Annotated in this window: 12 protein-coding genes and 1 pseudogene; 8 read left to right on the forward strand and 5 right to left on the reverse strand. The window is 71.6% G+C overall.

Annotated features, from left to right (window positions below; translation table 11 throughout):
• Nucleotides 1–199: 199 nt before the first annotated feature.
• Both AB0M83_RS40085 and AB0M83_RS40090 read right to left on the reverse strand, forming a co-directional pair.
• Nucleotides 200–2,563 (reverse strand): histidine kinase, encoded by a 2,364-nt coding sequence (locus AB0M83_RS40085; RefSeq protein WP_364525659.1) that lies wholly within the window; start codon nt 2,561–2,563, stop codon nt 200–202.
• Between the two features lie 176 nt (nt 2,564–2,739).
• Nucleotides 2,740–3,252 (reverse strand): DUF899 family protein, encoded by a 513-nt coding sequence (locus AB0M83_RS40090; RefSeq protein ID WP_364525661.1) that lies wholly within the window; start codon nt 3,250–3,252, stop codon nt 2,740–2,742.
• A 172-nt stretch (nt 3,253–3,424) separates the two neighbouring features.
• On the opposite strand from AB0M83_RS40090, the gene AB0M83_RS40095 reads away from it, so the two are divergent.
• A complete protein-coding gene (locus AB0M83_RS40095) occupies nt 3,425–4,045 on the forward strand; it encodes an L-threonylcarbamoyladenylate synthase (protein ID WP_364525663.1) in 621 nt (206 codons plus the stop codon).
• Nucleotides 4,046–4,371: 326 nt separating this feature from the next.
• Here the strand turns inward: AB0M83_RS40095 and AB0M83_RS40100 are convergent, their stop codons facing one another.
• Entirely contained in the window at nt 4,372–5,043 is a 672-nt protein-coding gene (locus AB0M83_RS40100) for a maleylpyruvate isomerase family mycothiol-dependent enzyme (RefSeq protein ID WP_364525665.1), read from the reverse strand.
• Between the two features lie 135 nt (nt 5,044–5,178).
• Here AB0M83_RS40100 and AB0M83_RS40105 point away from each other — a divergent pair, with 135 nt between their 5' ends.
• Nucleotides 5,179–5,562, forward strand: a complete 384-nt coding sequence (locus AB0M83_RS40105) for a YciI family protein (RefSeq protein WP_364525667.1) — start codon at nt 5,179–5,181, stop codon at nt 5,560–5,562.
• A 1-nt stretch (nt 5,563) separates the two neighbouring features.
• Complete coding sequence (locus tag AB0M83_RS40110) at nt 5,564–6,823, forward strand: DUF6596 domain-containing protein (RefSeq protein WP_364525668.1); 1,260 nt, start codon at nt 5,564–5,566, stop codon at nt 6,821–6,823.
• Between the two features lie 258 nt (nt 6,824–7,081).
• Here AB0M83_RS40110 and AB0M83_RS40115 read toward each other — a convergent pair whose 3' ends face one another.
• Nucleotides 7,082–7,780 carry a winged helix-turn-helix transcriptional regulator gene (locus tag AB0M83_RS40115; protein WP_364525670.1) on the reverse strand — a complete coding sequence of 233 codons (699 nt, stop codon included), beginning with the start codon at nt 7,778–7,780 and terminating at the stop codon, nt 7,082–7,084.
• A 66-nt stretch (nt 7,781–7,846) separates the two neighbouring features.
• Complete coding sequence (locus AB0M83_RS40120) at nt 7,847–8,653, reverse strand: AfsR/SARP family transcriptional regulator (RefSeq protein WP_364525672.1); 807 nt, start codon at nt 8,651–8,653, stop codon at nt 7,847–7,849.
• A gap of 486 nt (nt 8,654–9,139) precedes the next feature.
• Here AB0M83_RS40120 and AB0M83_RS40125 point away from each other — a divergent pair, with 486 nt between their 5' ends.
• The 5 genes and pseudogenes from AB0M83_RS40125 to AB0M83_RS40145 all read left to right on the forward strand — a co-directional run.
• Nucleotides 9,140–10,045: an AraC family transcriptional regulator gene (locus tag AB0M83_RS40125; protein ID WP_364525674.1), complete on the forward strand. Its 906-nt coding sequence runs from the start codon at nt 9,140–9,142 to the stop codon at nt 10,043–10,045.
• Between the two features lie 29 nt (nt 10,046–10,074).
• Entirely contained in the window at nt 10,075–11,070 is a 996-nt protein-coding gene (locus AB0M83_RS40130) for a DUF1702 family protein (RefSeq protein ID WP_364525676.1), read from the forward strand.
• A 126-nt stretch (nt 11,071–11,196) separates the two neighbouring features.
• A complete protein-coding gene (locus tag AB0M83_RS40135; protein ID WP_364525678.1) occupies nt 11,197–12,180 on the forward strand; it encodes a DUF1702 family protein in 984 nt (327 codons plus the stop codon).
• Nucleotides 12,177–14,150 (forward strand): VCBS repeat-containing protein, encoded by a 1,974-nt coding sequence (locus tag AB0M83_RS40140; protein WP_364525680.1) that lies wholly within the window; start codon nt 12,177–12,179, stop codon nt 14,148–14,150. Before AB0M83_RS40135 ends, AB0M83_RS40140 begins: the two co-directional genes overlap by 4 nt.
• Before the next feature lie 4 nt (nt 14,151–14,154).
• Nucleotides 14,155–15,159, forward strand: a pseudogene (locus AB0M83_RS40145) (enediyne biosynthesis protein); the annotation flags it as partial.
• Between the last annotated feature and the right edge of the window lie 120 nt (nt 15,160–15,279).

The following is a 15,279-nucleotide window of genomic DNA, read 5'->3' on the forward strand; positions in this document are numbered from 1 at the left end:
CGGAAATGGTCCGGACCACGAGGTCCGGACCATCGTCGCGTCCGGCCGGGACAGTGCCCGGATCCGCGTTCGCGGTGCAGGTGCGGGCTCTCCGCTGGGAGCCGGCTCGGTTGCTCGTGCGCCGGTGGGGTGGCCGGATGGCGGTGGGTTCACGGCCGGTGGCGGGGATTCGCCGCCCAGGACCCGGAGCGGCCGGGGCTCAGGCCGGGACGACCGCGCGCAGCCGGAACCGGCCGTCCGGCTCCACACCCGCGGTCAACCGGCCGCCGAGGTCCGCGACCCGGTACGAGAGGTTGCCGATCCCGCTGCCGGGTGAGGTGTCGCGGCCGTCGGCCGCCGGGGCGGGCACCACCACCGGGACCCGCGCGGCCGGTCGGTCGCCGTTGCGTTCCACACCGTCGTTGATGATGTCGAGGCAGATCCCGCCGTCGGTGCGCCGCAGCGCGATCTCGCAGCTCTCCACCTTGCTGTGCCGCAGCACGTTCGTGACGCCTTCGCGCAGGACGACGGCCAGCACCGTGCGCACCTGGGTCGGCAGGTCGTCGCCGAGCATCTCCATGCGCACCCGCACGTCGGCGGCCGCCAGCACGGACCTCGCGGTGCGGGACTCGCTGTCGAGGGACAGCTCGCGGTAACCACTGGCCACGGACCGGACGTCGGACAGGGCCTGCCGGGTCAGGCCGAGGACCTCGGTCAGCTCCTCGGCGGCCCGGTCGCGGTCCAACGGCAGCACCCGGGCGGTCAGCTCGCTCTTCAGCGCGATCGCGGAAAGGCTCATGCCGAGCAGGTCGTGCAGGTCGCGGGCGAACCGCAGCCGCTCCTCGGCCAGCGCCATCTCGGCCAGCCGCCGCCGGGTGGCGGCGAGCTCGGTGACCAGCCGGACCAGCCACAGCAGCCCGAACACGGCCAGGCTCGTCATCACGGTCGCGGCGGTGTAGAAGATCGTGGACGTGATGTCCGCGCCGGAGAGCCGCTCGATTTCGGCGAAGGCGGCGATGTTCAGGGCGAAGAACACCCAGCCCGCGACGGGCGGCAGGACCAGCAGCGCGCTGCCGACCAGCAGCCCGGGCAGGCTGACCCACCGCGGGCCGAGCGGCAGCAGCGGGAGGTAGATCAGGCAGGCCTGCACCAGGAGCATCCCGTAGCTCTGGGCGGAGCGCAGCTGGGTCGAGGGCCGGTTGAAGTACGAGAACTGCAGTGCCAGCAACGCGACGATCGAGCCGATGACCAGCGCGATCTCCCACGGCCGGGGCTTCAGCTGCAGCAGGTGCGCCGCCGCGCCGATGCCCATCAGCACCATGAACACCGGCAGCAGGCCGCGGATTTCCTTCGACGCGCTCTCCGAACGCTCCTCGGTGTCGTGCGCGGCGGAGGCGCCCGGCCCGTCGGGCAGGGGGAGCTCGACGCGCAGCCGGAACCGGCCGTCCGCGCCGGCCTTCGCGGTCGCCGTGCCGCCGAGCGCCGAGACCTCGTCCGGCAGGACCGTCAGCGCGCTGCCCGGGGCGAGCGCCGGGTCGCCCGCCGTCACGCCGTCGTTGACGATTTCGAGGACGACCTTGCCGTCCTGGTGCCGGACGTCGATCTCGCAGTGTTCGACGTCGCTGTAGCGCAGGACGTTCGTGACGCCTTCGCGGAGCACCTTGGCCAGCAGCGTGCGGACCTGCACCGGCAGGTCGCCCTGGTCGAGGTGGATCCGGACGGCGATCTCGGACGCCGAAAGCAGCGATTCGGCCGTCCGGGACTCCTTCTCCAGCGAGAGCTCGCGGTAGCCGTGGGACACCGCGCGGACGTCGGAGAGGGTGCGCTGGGCGGTGGCGGTGATCTCGCCGAGCTCGGCCTTGGCCCGCTCGGCGGACTTGCGCATCAGGCGGGACACCAGCTCGCCCTTGAGCGCGATCGCGGACAGGCTCAGCCCGAGCAGGTCGTGCAGGTCGCGGGCGAAGGCCAGCCGCTGCTCGGCGACCGCGCGCTGGGCCAGTTCGGAGCGGGCCGCGTGGAGCTCGTGGACCATCCGCGCGAGCCGGGACAGCAGGTAGAAGACCAGGATGTAGAAGAGCGTCCCGAACGTGTTGTAGATCGTCGTCGCCGGCTTCACGTCGAACACCAGGTAGACCCCGACGGTGCTGACCAGGACCGCGGCGACCGCCGCCCAGCCGTACCACCGGGGCAGGACCAGGAGCGCGGCGCTGCCGACGTACACGAGCATGGTGGCCCACAGCAGGCCGAAGGTCAGCATCGGCACGTACGCGAGCACGACCATGACCGCGAACAGCACCCGGCTGGTCGTGGAGCCGAGCCGGACGGACGGGCGGCTGAACCACAGCAGCTGGATCGCCAGCAGCGCGGCCGCGGCCACGACGGCGTACCCGGCCTGCAGGAAGTCGACCGACTCGGGCAGCACGCTGACGACGCCGATCACGCCGAACCCGGTGATGACCACGACGATGATGGCCGCGGCGAGGTACGCGGCCAGCCGCGGGCGCCGGTCCGCCGCGGTGGTGCCGCGCGGCTCGGCGGTGACGGACAGCTCCGCGGCCGGCTCGAGCGCGGCGACCGGAGTCATCGGTGCGGACCCCCCAGGATTTCGGCGGTGGCCGGAGCGCCCCAGGTGGCCCGGCCGGGCCGCGGTGTGCGTTGTGCTGCCGACCGATCGTAACCCACCCCAGCTGCGTTTCCTTGCGCCGAAGAGACGTGGCGCGGGGGCGCGGGAGGACGGCACGACGGCGGCGGGGCGCGGGTTCAGCGCCGGCCGGTCGCGGACCCGGCGCGGTCCGGGACGCCGAGCAGGCTCAGGAAATCCAGCCGGGACAGGGCGACCGACCCGGTGTGCAGCACGGAACCGTGCTCGAGCCGGAAGAAGCTGAGCGCCGACTCGAGGTCGTCCCAGAACTCGCCGCTGCCGGTCTCCGGAAGACGCCGGGACACCGGGAAGTCCGCGGTGAACGCGCGGCCCGCGGAGTACGTGGGCAGGTCGCGGCCGAAGTGGCGGCGGTACCGCTCGAGCTTGGCGTAGGGCGCGCGCGAAACCAGCACCAGGCGCAGGTCCGGGTCGTGCAGCGCGGCGGCGATGTCGGCGGCGGGCACGTCGTCGAACGGGCCGTCGTGGCCGGGCATCGTGTGGTGCACCGCGAGCCGCCGGTGCCCGTCGAAGAGGTCGGCCAGCGAAATGCGCCCCTGCGGGCCCTCGAACGGGTACTTCGCCGCGGTGACGGTCCGGGGCCGGTCCAGCTCCGGCACGATCAGCTTCGTCATGGCTCGCCCTCCCTGGGTGTGTTCCCCCGAACGGAGTGTGGCGCGCGCGCCCGGGCGGGCCCAGCGTTCGCGCCGGGAACCGCAAGCTGGGAGACGCGCGGGCCGCGGGAGCAGGGCCTTCGTCCCCGGGCCGCCGTGCCGCCCGGCGGCCCGGACCCTAGGCTCTGCGGTCATGGCACGCTATTTCGACCTGCACCCGGAGAACCCGCAGCGCCGGTCGCTGGGCCAGATCGTCGAGATCCTCCGCGGCGACGGGCTGATCGCCTACCCGACCGACTCGTGCTTCGCGCTGGGGTGCCGGCCGGGCAACCGCGACGGGCTCGACCGCATCCGCACGATCCGCAAGCTGGACCACCGGCACCACTTCACGCTGGTGTGCCAGGACTTCGCCCAGCTGGGCCAGTTCGTCCACATCGACAACGCGGTGTTCCGCGCGATCAAGGCGGCGACCCCCGGCAGCTACACGTTCATCCTGCCCGCCACCAAGGAGGTGCCGCGGCGGCTGATGCACGAGAAGAAGAAGACGGTCGGCGTGCGCATCCCCGACCACCGCGTCACCCAGGCGCTGCTGGCCGAGCTCGGCGAGCCGCTGCTGTCGAGCACGCTGCTGCTGCCCGGCGAGGGCGAGCCGATGACGCAGGGCTGGGAGATCAAGGAGGAGCTGGACCACCAGCTCGACGCGGTGCTGGACTCCGGCGACTGCGGGGTCGAGCCGACGACGGTCGTCGACTTCTCGTCCGGGGAACCGGAGATCCTGCGCGTCGGCGCGGGCGATCCCACGCCGTTCGAGTGACGCGGCCCGCGGCCGGCTCCCCGGCCCGCTAGCCGGCGCCCGCGATCCCACCGTCGCGAATGACTCATCCGGGATGCCAGAGGTCCCGACGACTCATTCGCGACAGCGGACCCGGCGAAGTCGTGCCGCGCGACAGCCTCCGGCCCGGCGGGCCCCGCTCGACCACGGCGGCCGGCTTCGGTTGTCCTGGATGAGTCATTCAGGTCTTGGGAGGTCCTGAATGACTCATTCAAGACGGCGGACCCGGCCGGGCGCGCGAGAGAACCGGCTCGCCGCGGCCGGCTCCCCGGCCCGCTCGCCGGCGCCGGGTGACCGGGAAGAGCCGGTCAGACCGCCGGGTTCTCCAGCAGGTCCAGCCATTCGGCGGTGTGCTCGCCGCTGAACGTCAGGGCGAGGTCCTCGACGTCGCGGCGGCGGGTCACCAGGAGGCAGAAGTCCTCGGCGGGGCCCGTGACGCGGTCGGCGGCCTCTTCCGGCCCGAAGTCCCACCGCGTCCCGGACGGCGCCCGCATCTCGAAGCGGAACGGCCCGGGCGGCGTCCGGCGGTACCGGCGGTAGGCGTGGTCCCGGGTCCGGACACCGTAGTAGGCGACGTGCCCGATGGCGTCGTCGCGCCGCGGGCGGATGCCGAGCGCGTCGGCGATGTCCTGGCCGCAGGCGAACAGCTCGGTCAGCGCGGCCGCGGCGAGCACCGACGGGCGCAGCGGGCCGTCGCTCCACGGCAGCTCCGGCTTCGCGGGCGCCGACGCGAGCAGGGCGTTCGCCTTCCGCTGCTCGATCAGCCAGGTCAGGATCGCCTCGTCGAGCGAGTCGTAGGAGATCTGCGGGGTGACGCCGAAGGCACCCGGGTTCTCGGCGCTGAGCCGGACCAGCCGCGCGGTCGACGTCAGGCGGGCGAAGTGCCCGGTGAGGTCGGGGCCGGAACCGTACCCGTGCCGCTCGGCCAGCTCGGCCAGCGCGTCGGTTTCGGTCTGCAGGTCCGTGAACACGTCGGCCATCGGTGCCACCCTCCTGGGGCCGGGACTGCCCGGATCCAGGCTGGCAGGCGGCCCGGTGGCGGCTCCACTCCGCGCTTGCGCCGTGCCGACGGCGGGGTCGGCTATCTTCATGCCACGGACGAAAGGAGCCCGGGTGTGAAGTACCTGCTGGCGATGTACCTCAACCCCGACGTGATGGCCGGCCTGTCCCAGCAGGACATGGACGCGATCATGGCCGGGCACCAGGACTTCATCCGCACGATCCGGGAGTCCGGCGAGATGGTCGGCACGCAGGCGCTCGCGCCGGTGGCCGACACCAGCGTGGTGCGGGTGCGCGGGGGCCTGCCGGCCGTCACCGACGGCCCTTTCCTGGAGTCGAAGGAGTTCCTCGCCGGCTACTACATCGTGGACTGCGCGAGCAAGCAGCGCGCGGTCGAGCTCGCCGCGATGATCCCGGACGCGGCCTACGACGGCATGGGCATCGAGGTGCGCGAGATCGTCTTCTTCGCCGACGCCGAAACCGAGCTCCCCGGTTCGTGAGGTGACCGCTCCCGCTCCGGTCGCCGAAGTCCTGCGCCCGCTGGTGCCGCAGGTGCTCGGCGTATTGGTGCGCCGGTACGGCCAGTTCGACGCGTGCGAGGACGCCGTCCAGGAGGCCCTGCTGGCGGCCAGCGAACAGTGGCCGGCCGAAGGCTTCCCGGCCAACCCGCGCGGCTGGCTGGTCACGGTCGCGACCCGCCGGCTCACCGACCACTGGCGCAGTGAAAGCGCGCGGCGGCGGCGTGAAGAGTCGGTCGCCGTGCGGGAGCCGGCGAGCGCGGCGGTCGTCCCCGGGCCCGGCGAGGAGCAGCCCGCCGGCGAGGACGACACGCTGAAGCTGCTCTTCCTGTGCTGCCACCCCGCGGTGTCGCCGTCTTCGCAGGTCGCGCTGACCCTGCGCGCGGTCGGCGGCCTGACCACGGCGGAGATCGCGAGCGCGTTCCTGGTGCCCGAGGCGACGATGGCCCGGCGCATCACCCGCGCCAAGGACAGCATCGCCGCCGCCGGGTCGACGTTCAGCGAGCCGTCCCCGGCCGACTTCGGCGACCGGCTGCGGGTCGTCCTGCAGGTGCTGTACCTGATCTTCAACGAGGGGTACACGGCGACGTCGGGCGAGAACCTGATCCGCGCCGAGCTCGCGGCCGAGGCCATCCGGCTGACCCGCGCGGTGCACGCGCTGATCCCGGGTGAGGGCGAGGTGGCGGCGCTGCTCGCGCTGATGCTCCTGACGGACGCGCGGCGCGAGGCCCGCACCGGCCCGGACGGCGAGCTGGTGCCGCTGCAGGACCAGGACCGCGCCCGCTGGGACGCGGCGATGATCGCCGAGGGCGAGGCGCTGGTGGACGCGACGATCGGCCACGCGGCGCTCGGGCCGTACCAGGTCCAGGCGGCGATCGCGGCCCTGCACGCCACCGCCCCCAGCACGGAGGAGACGGACTGGGCGCAGATCGCCGAGCTGTACCACGTGCTGCAGACGCTGATGCCGAGCCCGGTCGTGACGATCAACCAGGCGGTGGCGGTGGCCCAGGCGTCCGGCCCGGCGCGCGGGCTGGCGCTGCTGGACACAGTGGACGCGAAGCTCGATGTGGGCCAGCGGATGGACGCGGTCCGCGCGCACCTGCTCGAGCTGGCCGGGGACTTGGCGGGTGCGCGGAAGCACTACCTGCGCGCGGCCGAGCGGACGGCGAGCCTGCCGGAGCGGCGGTACCTGCTGCAGCGGGCCGGGCGGATCGCGCCGGAGGCGGACGCCACGCGGAACTGAACCCGCCGGGCCGGGTCGCTTCCGGTGCAGTGAATGACTCATTCCTGGCGTTGGACGCAAGGAATGAGTCATTCACTGCGGTTGGTTCGGGGCCGCGCGACCGGGCCCGGCTGGGGAGGGGCGGTGCCGCGAGGTCGTTCACGTCGTTGCGGCGCAAGGGTTCCGGAGCCGGGCACGGCCGAGCGGAGGCTCGCCGTAGCGAGTCTCCGCGGCCGGAAACAGAGGCCCGCCCGGGGCCGAGCCGGGCGGGCCGGGTACTCAGCGGACCACGATGCCCGACGGGGGTTCCGGTGCCGCCGGGATGTGGAACAGCCGGGACAGCAGCTCGAGGTCGGCCACGTCGCCCTCGATCGCCAGCTTGCCGCTGCGGACCGCTTCCGCCGCGGACACGTGGCCGCTCATCAGGTCGAGCATCACCGCGCCGTTCGTGACCTTGACGATCAGGTCCGCGCCGGCGAAGCGGCCCTCGCCGACCTTGACCGCGCCGTCCTCGACCAGCGCGTGGATGATCATCCGGTCGTCGTAGCGGATCTCGTAGTTGATCTGGACGCTCTCGGCCACGTCGGCGCGGAACGTCGTGTACAGCGACAGGATCGCCGAGTCCAGCGTGAACACGTCGTCCGGGCCCGGCTGGTGCAGGGAACGCGCGCCCCACAGGCCGAGGTCGAGCAGGACCTGGTCGAGCTCGCTGCCGTACTGGGTCAGTTCGTAGACCAGGCCCGCGTCGAGCTCGGCGCGGACGCGGCGGCGGAGCACGCCGGTCGCCTCGAGCTCGTTCAGGCGGGACGACAGGATGGACGGCGGGATCTTCGGCAGACCGGCCTGCAGCTCGTCGAAGCGCTTCGGGCCGAGCACCAGGTCGCGGACGATCAGCAGCGACCAGCGCTCGCCGATGATCTCGAGAGCGCGGGCGAGGCCGCAGAACTGGCCGTAGGCGCGGGTGTTGGGAGCGGGCATCGGGCTTCCTCACTTCTTTCTCGGGCGATGCGGTGGAACACCGGCCGGAGCCGGGAAAGCGGTGGATCAGCGGTGATCCCCTTCGGAGATCAGCTCGCGGTGCAGGACCTGGAGGTCGTCACACGGTTCGACGCCCAGCTCGCCGGCCAGCCGCGACCGGAGCCTGCGGTAGACGGCCATCGCGTCGGAGCGCCGTCCGCTGCGGCCGAGCACGCGCATCAGCTGGCCGTGCAGCGCTTCGTCCAGCGGGCTGCCGGTGGCCAGCGAACGCAGCTCGCCGATCAGCTCGCGGTGCTTGCCGCTGACGATCTCCGCTTCGATCCGCAGGTGCAGCACACTGCGCCGCTGTTCGAGCAGCTCGGTGCGGTAGGCCGACAAGATCGGTCCACAGTGGACGTTCGCGAGCGGCGGGCCGGACCACAGGTCGAGCGCCGCCCGGTAGGCGTCGGCCGCCGCGGCGTGGTCGCCGGCGTCCTGGTGCTCGTGGCCGAGCTGCCGCAGCCGGACGAACCGGTGGGTGTCCACCCGGGTCGGGTCGAGGTGGAAGGCGTAGCCGGACTGCTTGGTGGCCAGCATCTTCTCCCCGTCGGCGGCCAGGCCGTTCTGGTCGATGCACCGGCGCAGGTGGTAGACGTAGGTGTGCAGCGTCGTGCGCACCGTCCGGGGCGGGTTGTCCGACCACAGCTCCCGGATGAGGGTGTCGATGTGTACCATCCGGCCCGGGCGCATCACGAGCACCGCGAGCAGCTGGAGCACCTTGGGCGTGGTCGGCGCGTAGTCGACCCCGCCCCGCAGCACTTCCAGCGGCCCCAGGACGGTGAACGTCACATCACCGTCGTCCGGCGCGTCCGGTCGCGGCAGTTCGGAGTACATGGCAGGCCTCCAGCGTCATCAATGCGTCCCCGCACTCCCCAGTGCTGCTGCGCGGGTCGGGGGACGGCCGACTCCGGGCTTCTCACCGAATGTGACAGAGCGTCGCCCCGGCGACCAGTGAGCCACCCATCAGAGTCAACGTGCGTTTACCCCGTGGCCCCGTGCGTTGTGCAGGTTCGGCTCGTGCGTTCCGCACGGTCCGCCATCCGGCCCAACCAGGGCCGGAGCGCTCGGCGGCGTCGCCGGAACGGACCAGCGGCGGCCGCGGCGGGACCGCCGCGGACCGCTCGGGCGGACGTCCCGCACACCGGGACCGTGCGGAACGCACGAATCGTCCAGTGTGGATTTCCCGCGCGTGCGTGGCCGGTACCCGGCCGGGTGCGTTTCGCCCGGTTCTCCTCCATCGCTCGTCGATCGACCTCTAAGGCACGGCGTCTTCCCTGACACCAGGAGAACTGCCATCAGGGGAAATCAGAGGTTGGACGGATGATGTTGCGGTCTATTGCGGCTGTCGGACACGACAGCGAGTTCGACGATCCGCCCCGGGTACCGGCCCTGGAGCGGGTCGAGAAGTCGGTCCGGCCCGCGGTGCTGCAGGCCATCTCGTCGATCCAGGAGCGGTACTTCGAGCCGATCACGCTCGCGGAGCTGGCGTCGGAGGTGTTCGTCAGCCGGTTCCACTTCTCCCGGATCTTCGCCGACGCCACCGGCGTGACGCCCGGCCGGTTCCTCACCGCCGTGCGCCTGTTCGAGGCGAAGCGGCTGCTGCTGACGACGTCGCTGAACGTCTCCGACATCGTCTGCAGCGTCGGCTACAGCAGCGTCGGCACGTTCACCAGCCGGTTCTCGCGGGCGGTCGGGATGACGCCGACGCAGTACCGCGAGCCGCAGGTCGCCGAGCTGCTGGTGGCGATTTCGCCGACGTTCCAACGGCTCCCGCCGCTGCGCGTGCTGCGCGCGGCCGGCCGCAGCTGCGCCTCGCTGCAGAGCGGCACGGGGGTGCTGTCGATGCGGCTGGACATGCCCCGCGGCTCCGCGCCCGCCGACACCCTCGTCGGGCTCTTCGCCGACGCGGTGCCCCAGTGCGGCCCGGTCGCCTTCGGCGGCATGGCCAACATGAGCTCGGGCGAGCTGACCATCCACGGCGTGCCCGCCGGGCGGTGGACGGCGATCGCGGTCGCGCAGCACCAGCCGGGCGCGCCCGGGCCGCGGTTCTCGATCGGCTATTCGGCCGTGACCGTGGCGCCCTTCGGCCAGTCCACCGCCCGGGTGGGCCTGCGCGCGCCGGCCACGACCGACGCGCCGATCGCGATCACGCTGGCGTCGAAGCAGTCGCCGTTCACCCAGCGCATGCTCGCCGCCCAGCGGCCGCACCTGCGCGCCGTCGCCTGATCCCCCGACCAGCAAAGGACGACACCGGAATGTCCACGTTAATCGGAGTGCTGCGCAAGCGGGCGCTCGCTCCGTCACTGGCTTCGGTCGGGTTCGCCGAGCGCGGCTTCCCGGTCACCCACACCGACGCGACGGCCCGGCTGGAGGCGGTGCCGCAGGCGGTCGTGTGCGGGTTCGAATGGGCCATCGAAGGCGCGTCGCTGTGGGAGATCGAGCGTCGGCTGGCGCTGATCGAGCCCGAGCAGCGCGGGTTCGCCTACGAAGGCGCCACGATGGGCTACACGATCCTCGACGCCATGCCGGGCGGCGGCCGCGACCGCACCCGCGCGCTGCTGGAAGGCCCGGGGCGCCCGCACATCTTCCTGACCTACATCGGGATCGGCTTCGCGATGGCGCGCCTGCCGCGTCCACTGTGGAAGAACATCCTGCCCGAGCTGACCGGCGTCGCCTACCACCCGGTGATGAGCTGGCTCGCCGTCGACGGCTACGGCTTCGACCGGGCCTACTTCGACACGAAGAAGTGGGTCGACGAGCAGGCCGACCCGGTGCCCTACCCGTGGGCGGGCCGCCCGGAGTACTTCGGCCGGGCGTTCGACCAGGGTGTCGGCCGCGCGCTGTGGTTCATCAACGGCGGGAACCCGGACGCCGTCGCGAAGGCGGTCGTGCGGTTCGCCGAGCACCGCCGGGCGGACCTGTGGAGCGGGGTCGGGCTGGCCGCGACGTTCGCCGGCGGCAGCGACCAGCGCGGGCTGGGCCGGCTGCGCCGGGCGGCCGGCGAGTACTACGACGAGCTGGCGCTCGGGGTGGTGTTCGCGGTGAAGGCGCGGACGTACTCCGCGTACGTGCCCGCCCACACCCATCTCGCGGCCGGCGTCCTCACCGACCTTTCCGTGCAGGGCGCGCAGAACCTCGCGGACCGCACCGAGCAGGCCGACGGCGACGACGGCGCGCAGCCGCCCTACGAGCTGTGGCGGCAGCGGATCCGGGCGGAGTTCGCCCCGGCCGCCCGCCGGCAAGCGGGCTGACGCGCCGGTTCCGCACGCGCGCGTCGATCCGCAGGCAAGCGTGGAGTAGAGCGCTGACCAGCGAATCTGTGACTGTAGAAGCGAAGAAAGATCCTGAACCTAGTCGACCCTAAGGGGGAGAGTGCGTTGGGCACTGGTTGGCGCGCGCTCAGACGTCGCATCCTGACACCGAACGTCTCGGAGACCTTGCTGGAAACGCGGGGCTTCCACCGGAAGAGCCCGGCCGCTCAAGAACGACTCGAGACGGTCGGGGAGATGTTCCTCCTCGGGTACGCCCACGCCGTCGAAGCGAAGTCGGTCGAGCAGGCCGAAGAGTGGCTCGACCGCATCCCCCCGCAGTTCCGCGGATTCGCCTACGAAGGCGCGGGCATGGGGTACGGCGTGCTGGACGGCCTGCCGTTCGGCAAGAGCACGAACATCGCCGAGTTCCTGGCGGGCCCGGGCGAGAAGCACGACTACATCATCTACGTCGGCGTCGGCTGGGCGATGGCGCGGCTCCCGCGGTTCGCGTGGCCGAAGGCGCCGGCGTTCGACCCGCTGCTGCGCTGGCTCGTGCTCGACGGCTACGGCTTCCACCAGGCCTACTTCAAGACCGAGAAGTACATCGGGGGGCAGTTCCAGGACCCCGGCTTCTCCTGGCCGGACCGGCGGTACGACGGCTACGCGCTGCGCGCCATCGACCAGGGCATCGGCCGGGCGCTGTGGTTCATCTGCGGCACCGACGTGTCGCTGGTGACCAAGACGATCGAGGAGTTCCCCGAGTCGCGCCACGGCGACCTCTACGCCGGGGTCGGGCTGGCCTCGACCTACGCGTGCGGCGTCACGGCCGACGAGCTGGCGGAGCTGGTCGACCGGGCCGGGATCCACCACGGCCAGCTGGCCCAGGGGAGCGCCTTCGCCGCCGAGTGCCGGGTGCGTTCGGGGCTGATGGTCCCGGAGACCGAGATGGCGGCCCGGGCGATCTGCGGCCTGTCCGCCGAGCGGGCGGCCGCGATCACCCAGGAGGTCCGCCCGGCCGTCGTCGTCGACGGTGCCGACGTGCCGGCGTTCGAAATCTGGCGGCAGCGGATCGCCGAAGAAGTGCTGACCCACGGAGGGAAGAAGAAATGACCGCGACCTTCGGCTGGCTGCGCAAGCAGCTGGCGGGCATCGTGGCGCTGGTGCTGATCCTCGGCCTGTTCCTGGTCGCCCGGCTGCCCAGTGTCGACGCCGCCGAACAGGACTCGATGGCGAGCAGGTTCCACTTCACGCCGATGACGATCGCACTGCCGGCGGCCGCGAAGTCGCAGTCGATCCGGACGGTGAACAAGGAGTACGAGCACATCGCGGCGTGGATCTCCTCGGTCGGTGCCGGGATCGCGATCAACGACATCAGCGGCAGCGGCAAGGCCAACGACATCTGCCTGGTCGACCCGCGCAGCGACCAGGTCGTCGTGACGCCGACGCCGGACTCGGGCCCGCGGTACGCGCCCTTCGCGCTGGATCCCGCGCCGGCGCTGCCGACGTGGGACTACATGGCCCCGATGGGCTGTGTCCCCGGTGACTTCAACGAAGACGGGCGCACGGACATCCTGGCCTACTACTGGGGCCGGACCCCGGTGGTGTTCCTGCAGAAGGCGACCGCGGCGAAGTTCGACGCGTCCGCGTTCCAGCCGACCGAGCTGGTGGGCGGCAACCACCGCGGCGCGGACGGCAAGTACAACGGTCCACTGTGGAACACCGACTCCGTCACCATCGGCGACTTCGACGGCGACGGGCACGTCGACGTCTTCGTCGGCAACTACTTCCCGGACAGCCGGGTCCTGGACCCGAACGCCGACGGCGGCATCACGCTGAACCAGTCGATGTCGCACGCGACGAACTCGGGCGGCAAGTTCATCTACCGCTGGACCGGCGCCACGTCCGGGGCGAACCCGAGCGCGCAGTTCATCGACGCCTCCCAGGGCATCCCGGAGAGCGCGCGCCTGGGCTGGACGCTGGCCTCGAGCGCGACCGACATCGACGGGGACAACCTGCCGGAGCTCTACATCGCCAACGACTTCGGCCACGACCACATGCTGTACAACAAGTCCACGCCGGGGCACATCGAGCTCGCCGAGGTCACCGGCGTCCGCGGGATCGACGACCCGAAGTCGAAGGTGCTGGGGCACGACTCCTTCAAGGGGATGGGCGTCGACTTCGGCGACCTGAACCACGACGGCCTCTACGACCTGTTCGTCAGCAACATCACGACGTCGTGGGGCATCGAAGAGTCGAACTACCAGTTCATGAACACCGCGCGCAGCACCGAGGACCTGCGCGACCAGCTGAAGGACGGGGTCGCCCCGTTCCACGACGAGAGCGGCCGGACCGGGACGGCGTGGTCCGGCTGGGGCTGGGACGTCAAGATCCAGGACTTCAACAACAGCGGGGAGAACCAGATCGCCCAGGCGACCGGGTTCGTCAAGGGCCAGGTCAACCGCTGGCCGAACCTGCAGGAGCTGGCCACGGCCAACGACGGCCTGCTGTCCAACCCGTTCTGGTGGCCGAACGCGCGGGCCGGGGACGACATCGGTGGCGACCAGACCCTGCACTTCTTCGTGAAGAGCGCGGACGGCCGCTACACCGACCTCGCGCCGCAGCTCGGGCTGGCGGTGCCGGTGCCCACCCGGGGCATCGGCGTCGGCGACACCGACGGCGACGGCCTGCCCGAGTTCGCGGTGGCGCGGCAGTGGGAAGCGCCGATCTTCTACCACAACGACAGCCCGAACCCCGGCAAGTACCTGCAGCTGAAGCTGACCACCGACGCCCCGGTGGCGCCCGGCACGCTGCCCGCGGCCGGCTCGCCCGCGATCGGCGCCCAGGCCACCGTGACGACGTCGGACGGCAAGAAGTACCTCGGCCGGGTCGACGGCAGCAGCGGGGAGGGCGGCCGGCGCAGCTTCGACATCCAGGTCGGCCTCGGCCAGAACGTCAGTGGTCCGCTCGACGTGCACCTGCAGTGGCGGGACCGGACCGGGCACCTGCGGACGCAGGACCTGAAGCTGCAGCCCGGTTGCCACATGTACCAGCTCGGCTCCACGGCCAAGGAAGAGATGTGACGGCATGGCCACCCCGACTCTGACCACAGTGGACACCGCACCGCCGAAACGGACCAACAAGGTCATCACGGCCTTGAAGCGGTTCGCGATGTCGATCACCATCTTCAACATCCTCGGCTACACGATCCTCGGCTTCGAGCAGCCGTGGCTGTACCCGTTCGTCGCGCTGGCGACCGCGTACACCACGGAGATCCTGCTCGAGATCATCAACGCCAAGGTGACCAAGCGCGACGTCCGGTTCAAGGGCAACGGCTTCAAGGGGCTCATGGAGTTCCTGCTGCCGGCGCACATCACCGGCCTGGCGCTGAACATGCTGACCTACGTCAACGACCGGATCCTCGTGATGATCTTCGGGGTCGTCGTGGCCGTCGGGGCGAAGTGGGTCCTGCAGGCACCGGTGTACGGCCGCATGCGGCACTACATGAACCCGTCGAACTTCGGCATCACGATCATCCTGCTGGTGTTCCCGTGGGCCAGCATCGCCCCGCCGTACCACTTCAGCGAGCAGATCGCGACCTGGGGCGGCTGGCTGATCGTCGCGATCATCCTGGTGTCGGGCACGGTGCTCAACGCGCTGCTGACCAACCGGATGTGGCTGATCGCGGGCTGGCTGAGCTTCTTCGTGATCCAGGCCTTCGTCCGAGGCTGGCTCTTCGGCACGTCGATCCCCGGCGCGCTGGCGATGGGCACCGGGATCGCGTTCGTGCTCTACACGAACTACATGGTGACCGACCCGGGCACGTCGCCGTCGAAGCGGGGCTCACAGTTCGCCTTCGGGGCGGGAGTCGCGCTCGCGTACGGCTTCTTCACCGCCGTGCACGTCGCGTACGGGCTGTTCCTGGCCACCGCGACCGTCTGCCTGATCCGCGGGGCCTTCCTGTGGGGCCTGCACTTCTCGAACAAGGCGCGGATCAAGTTCGAGGCCGACCAGGCCGCCCAGAAGGCGAAGCTCGAGCTCGCCCCGCCGGTCGAATCGGCCGGCGACGGCGAGAAGCCGGGAGCCGTCGCCCGCCGAATCGAGCGGCCGGGCGAGCTCGAGCATCGCCTTATGGGCGGCCTGGTCGGCCTCGAACATGATCCGCGCCTTGTTCGAGAAGTGCAGGGCCCACAGGAAGGCCCCGCGGATCAG

This window comes from Amycolatopsis sp. NPDC051106 (assembly GCF_040682775.1).
In the GTDB taxonomy this organism is placed as follows: domain Bacteria; phylum Actinomycetota; class Actinomycetes; order Mycobacteriales; family Pseudonocardiaceae; genus Amycolatopsis.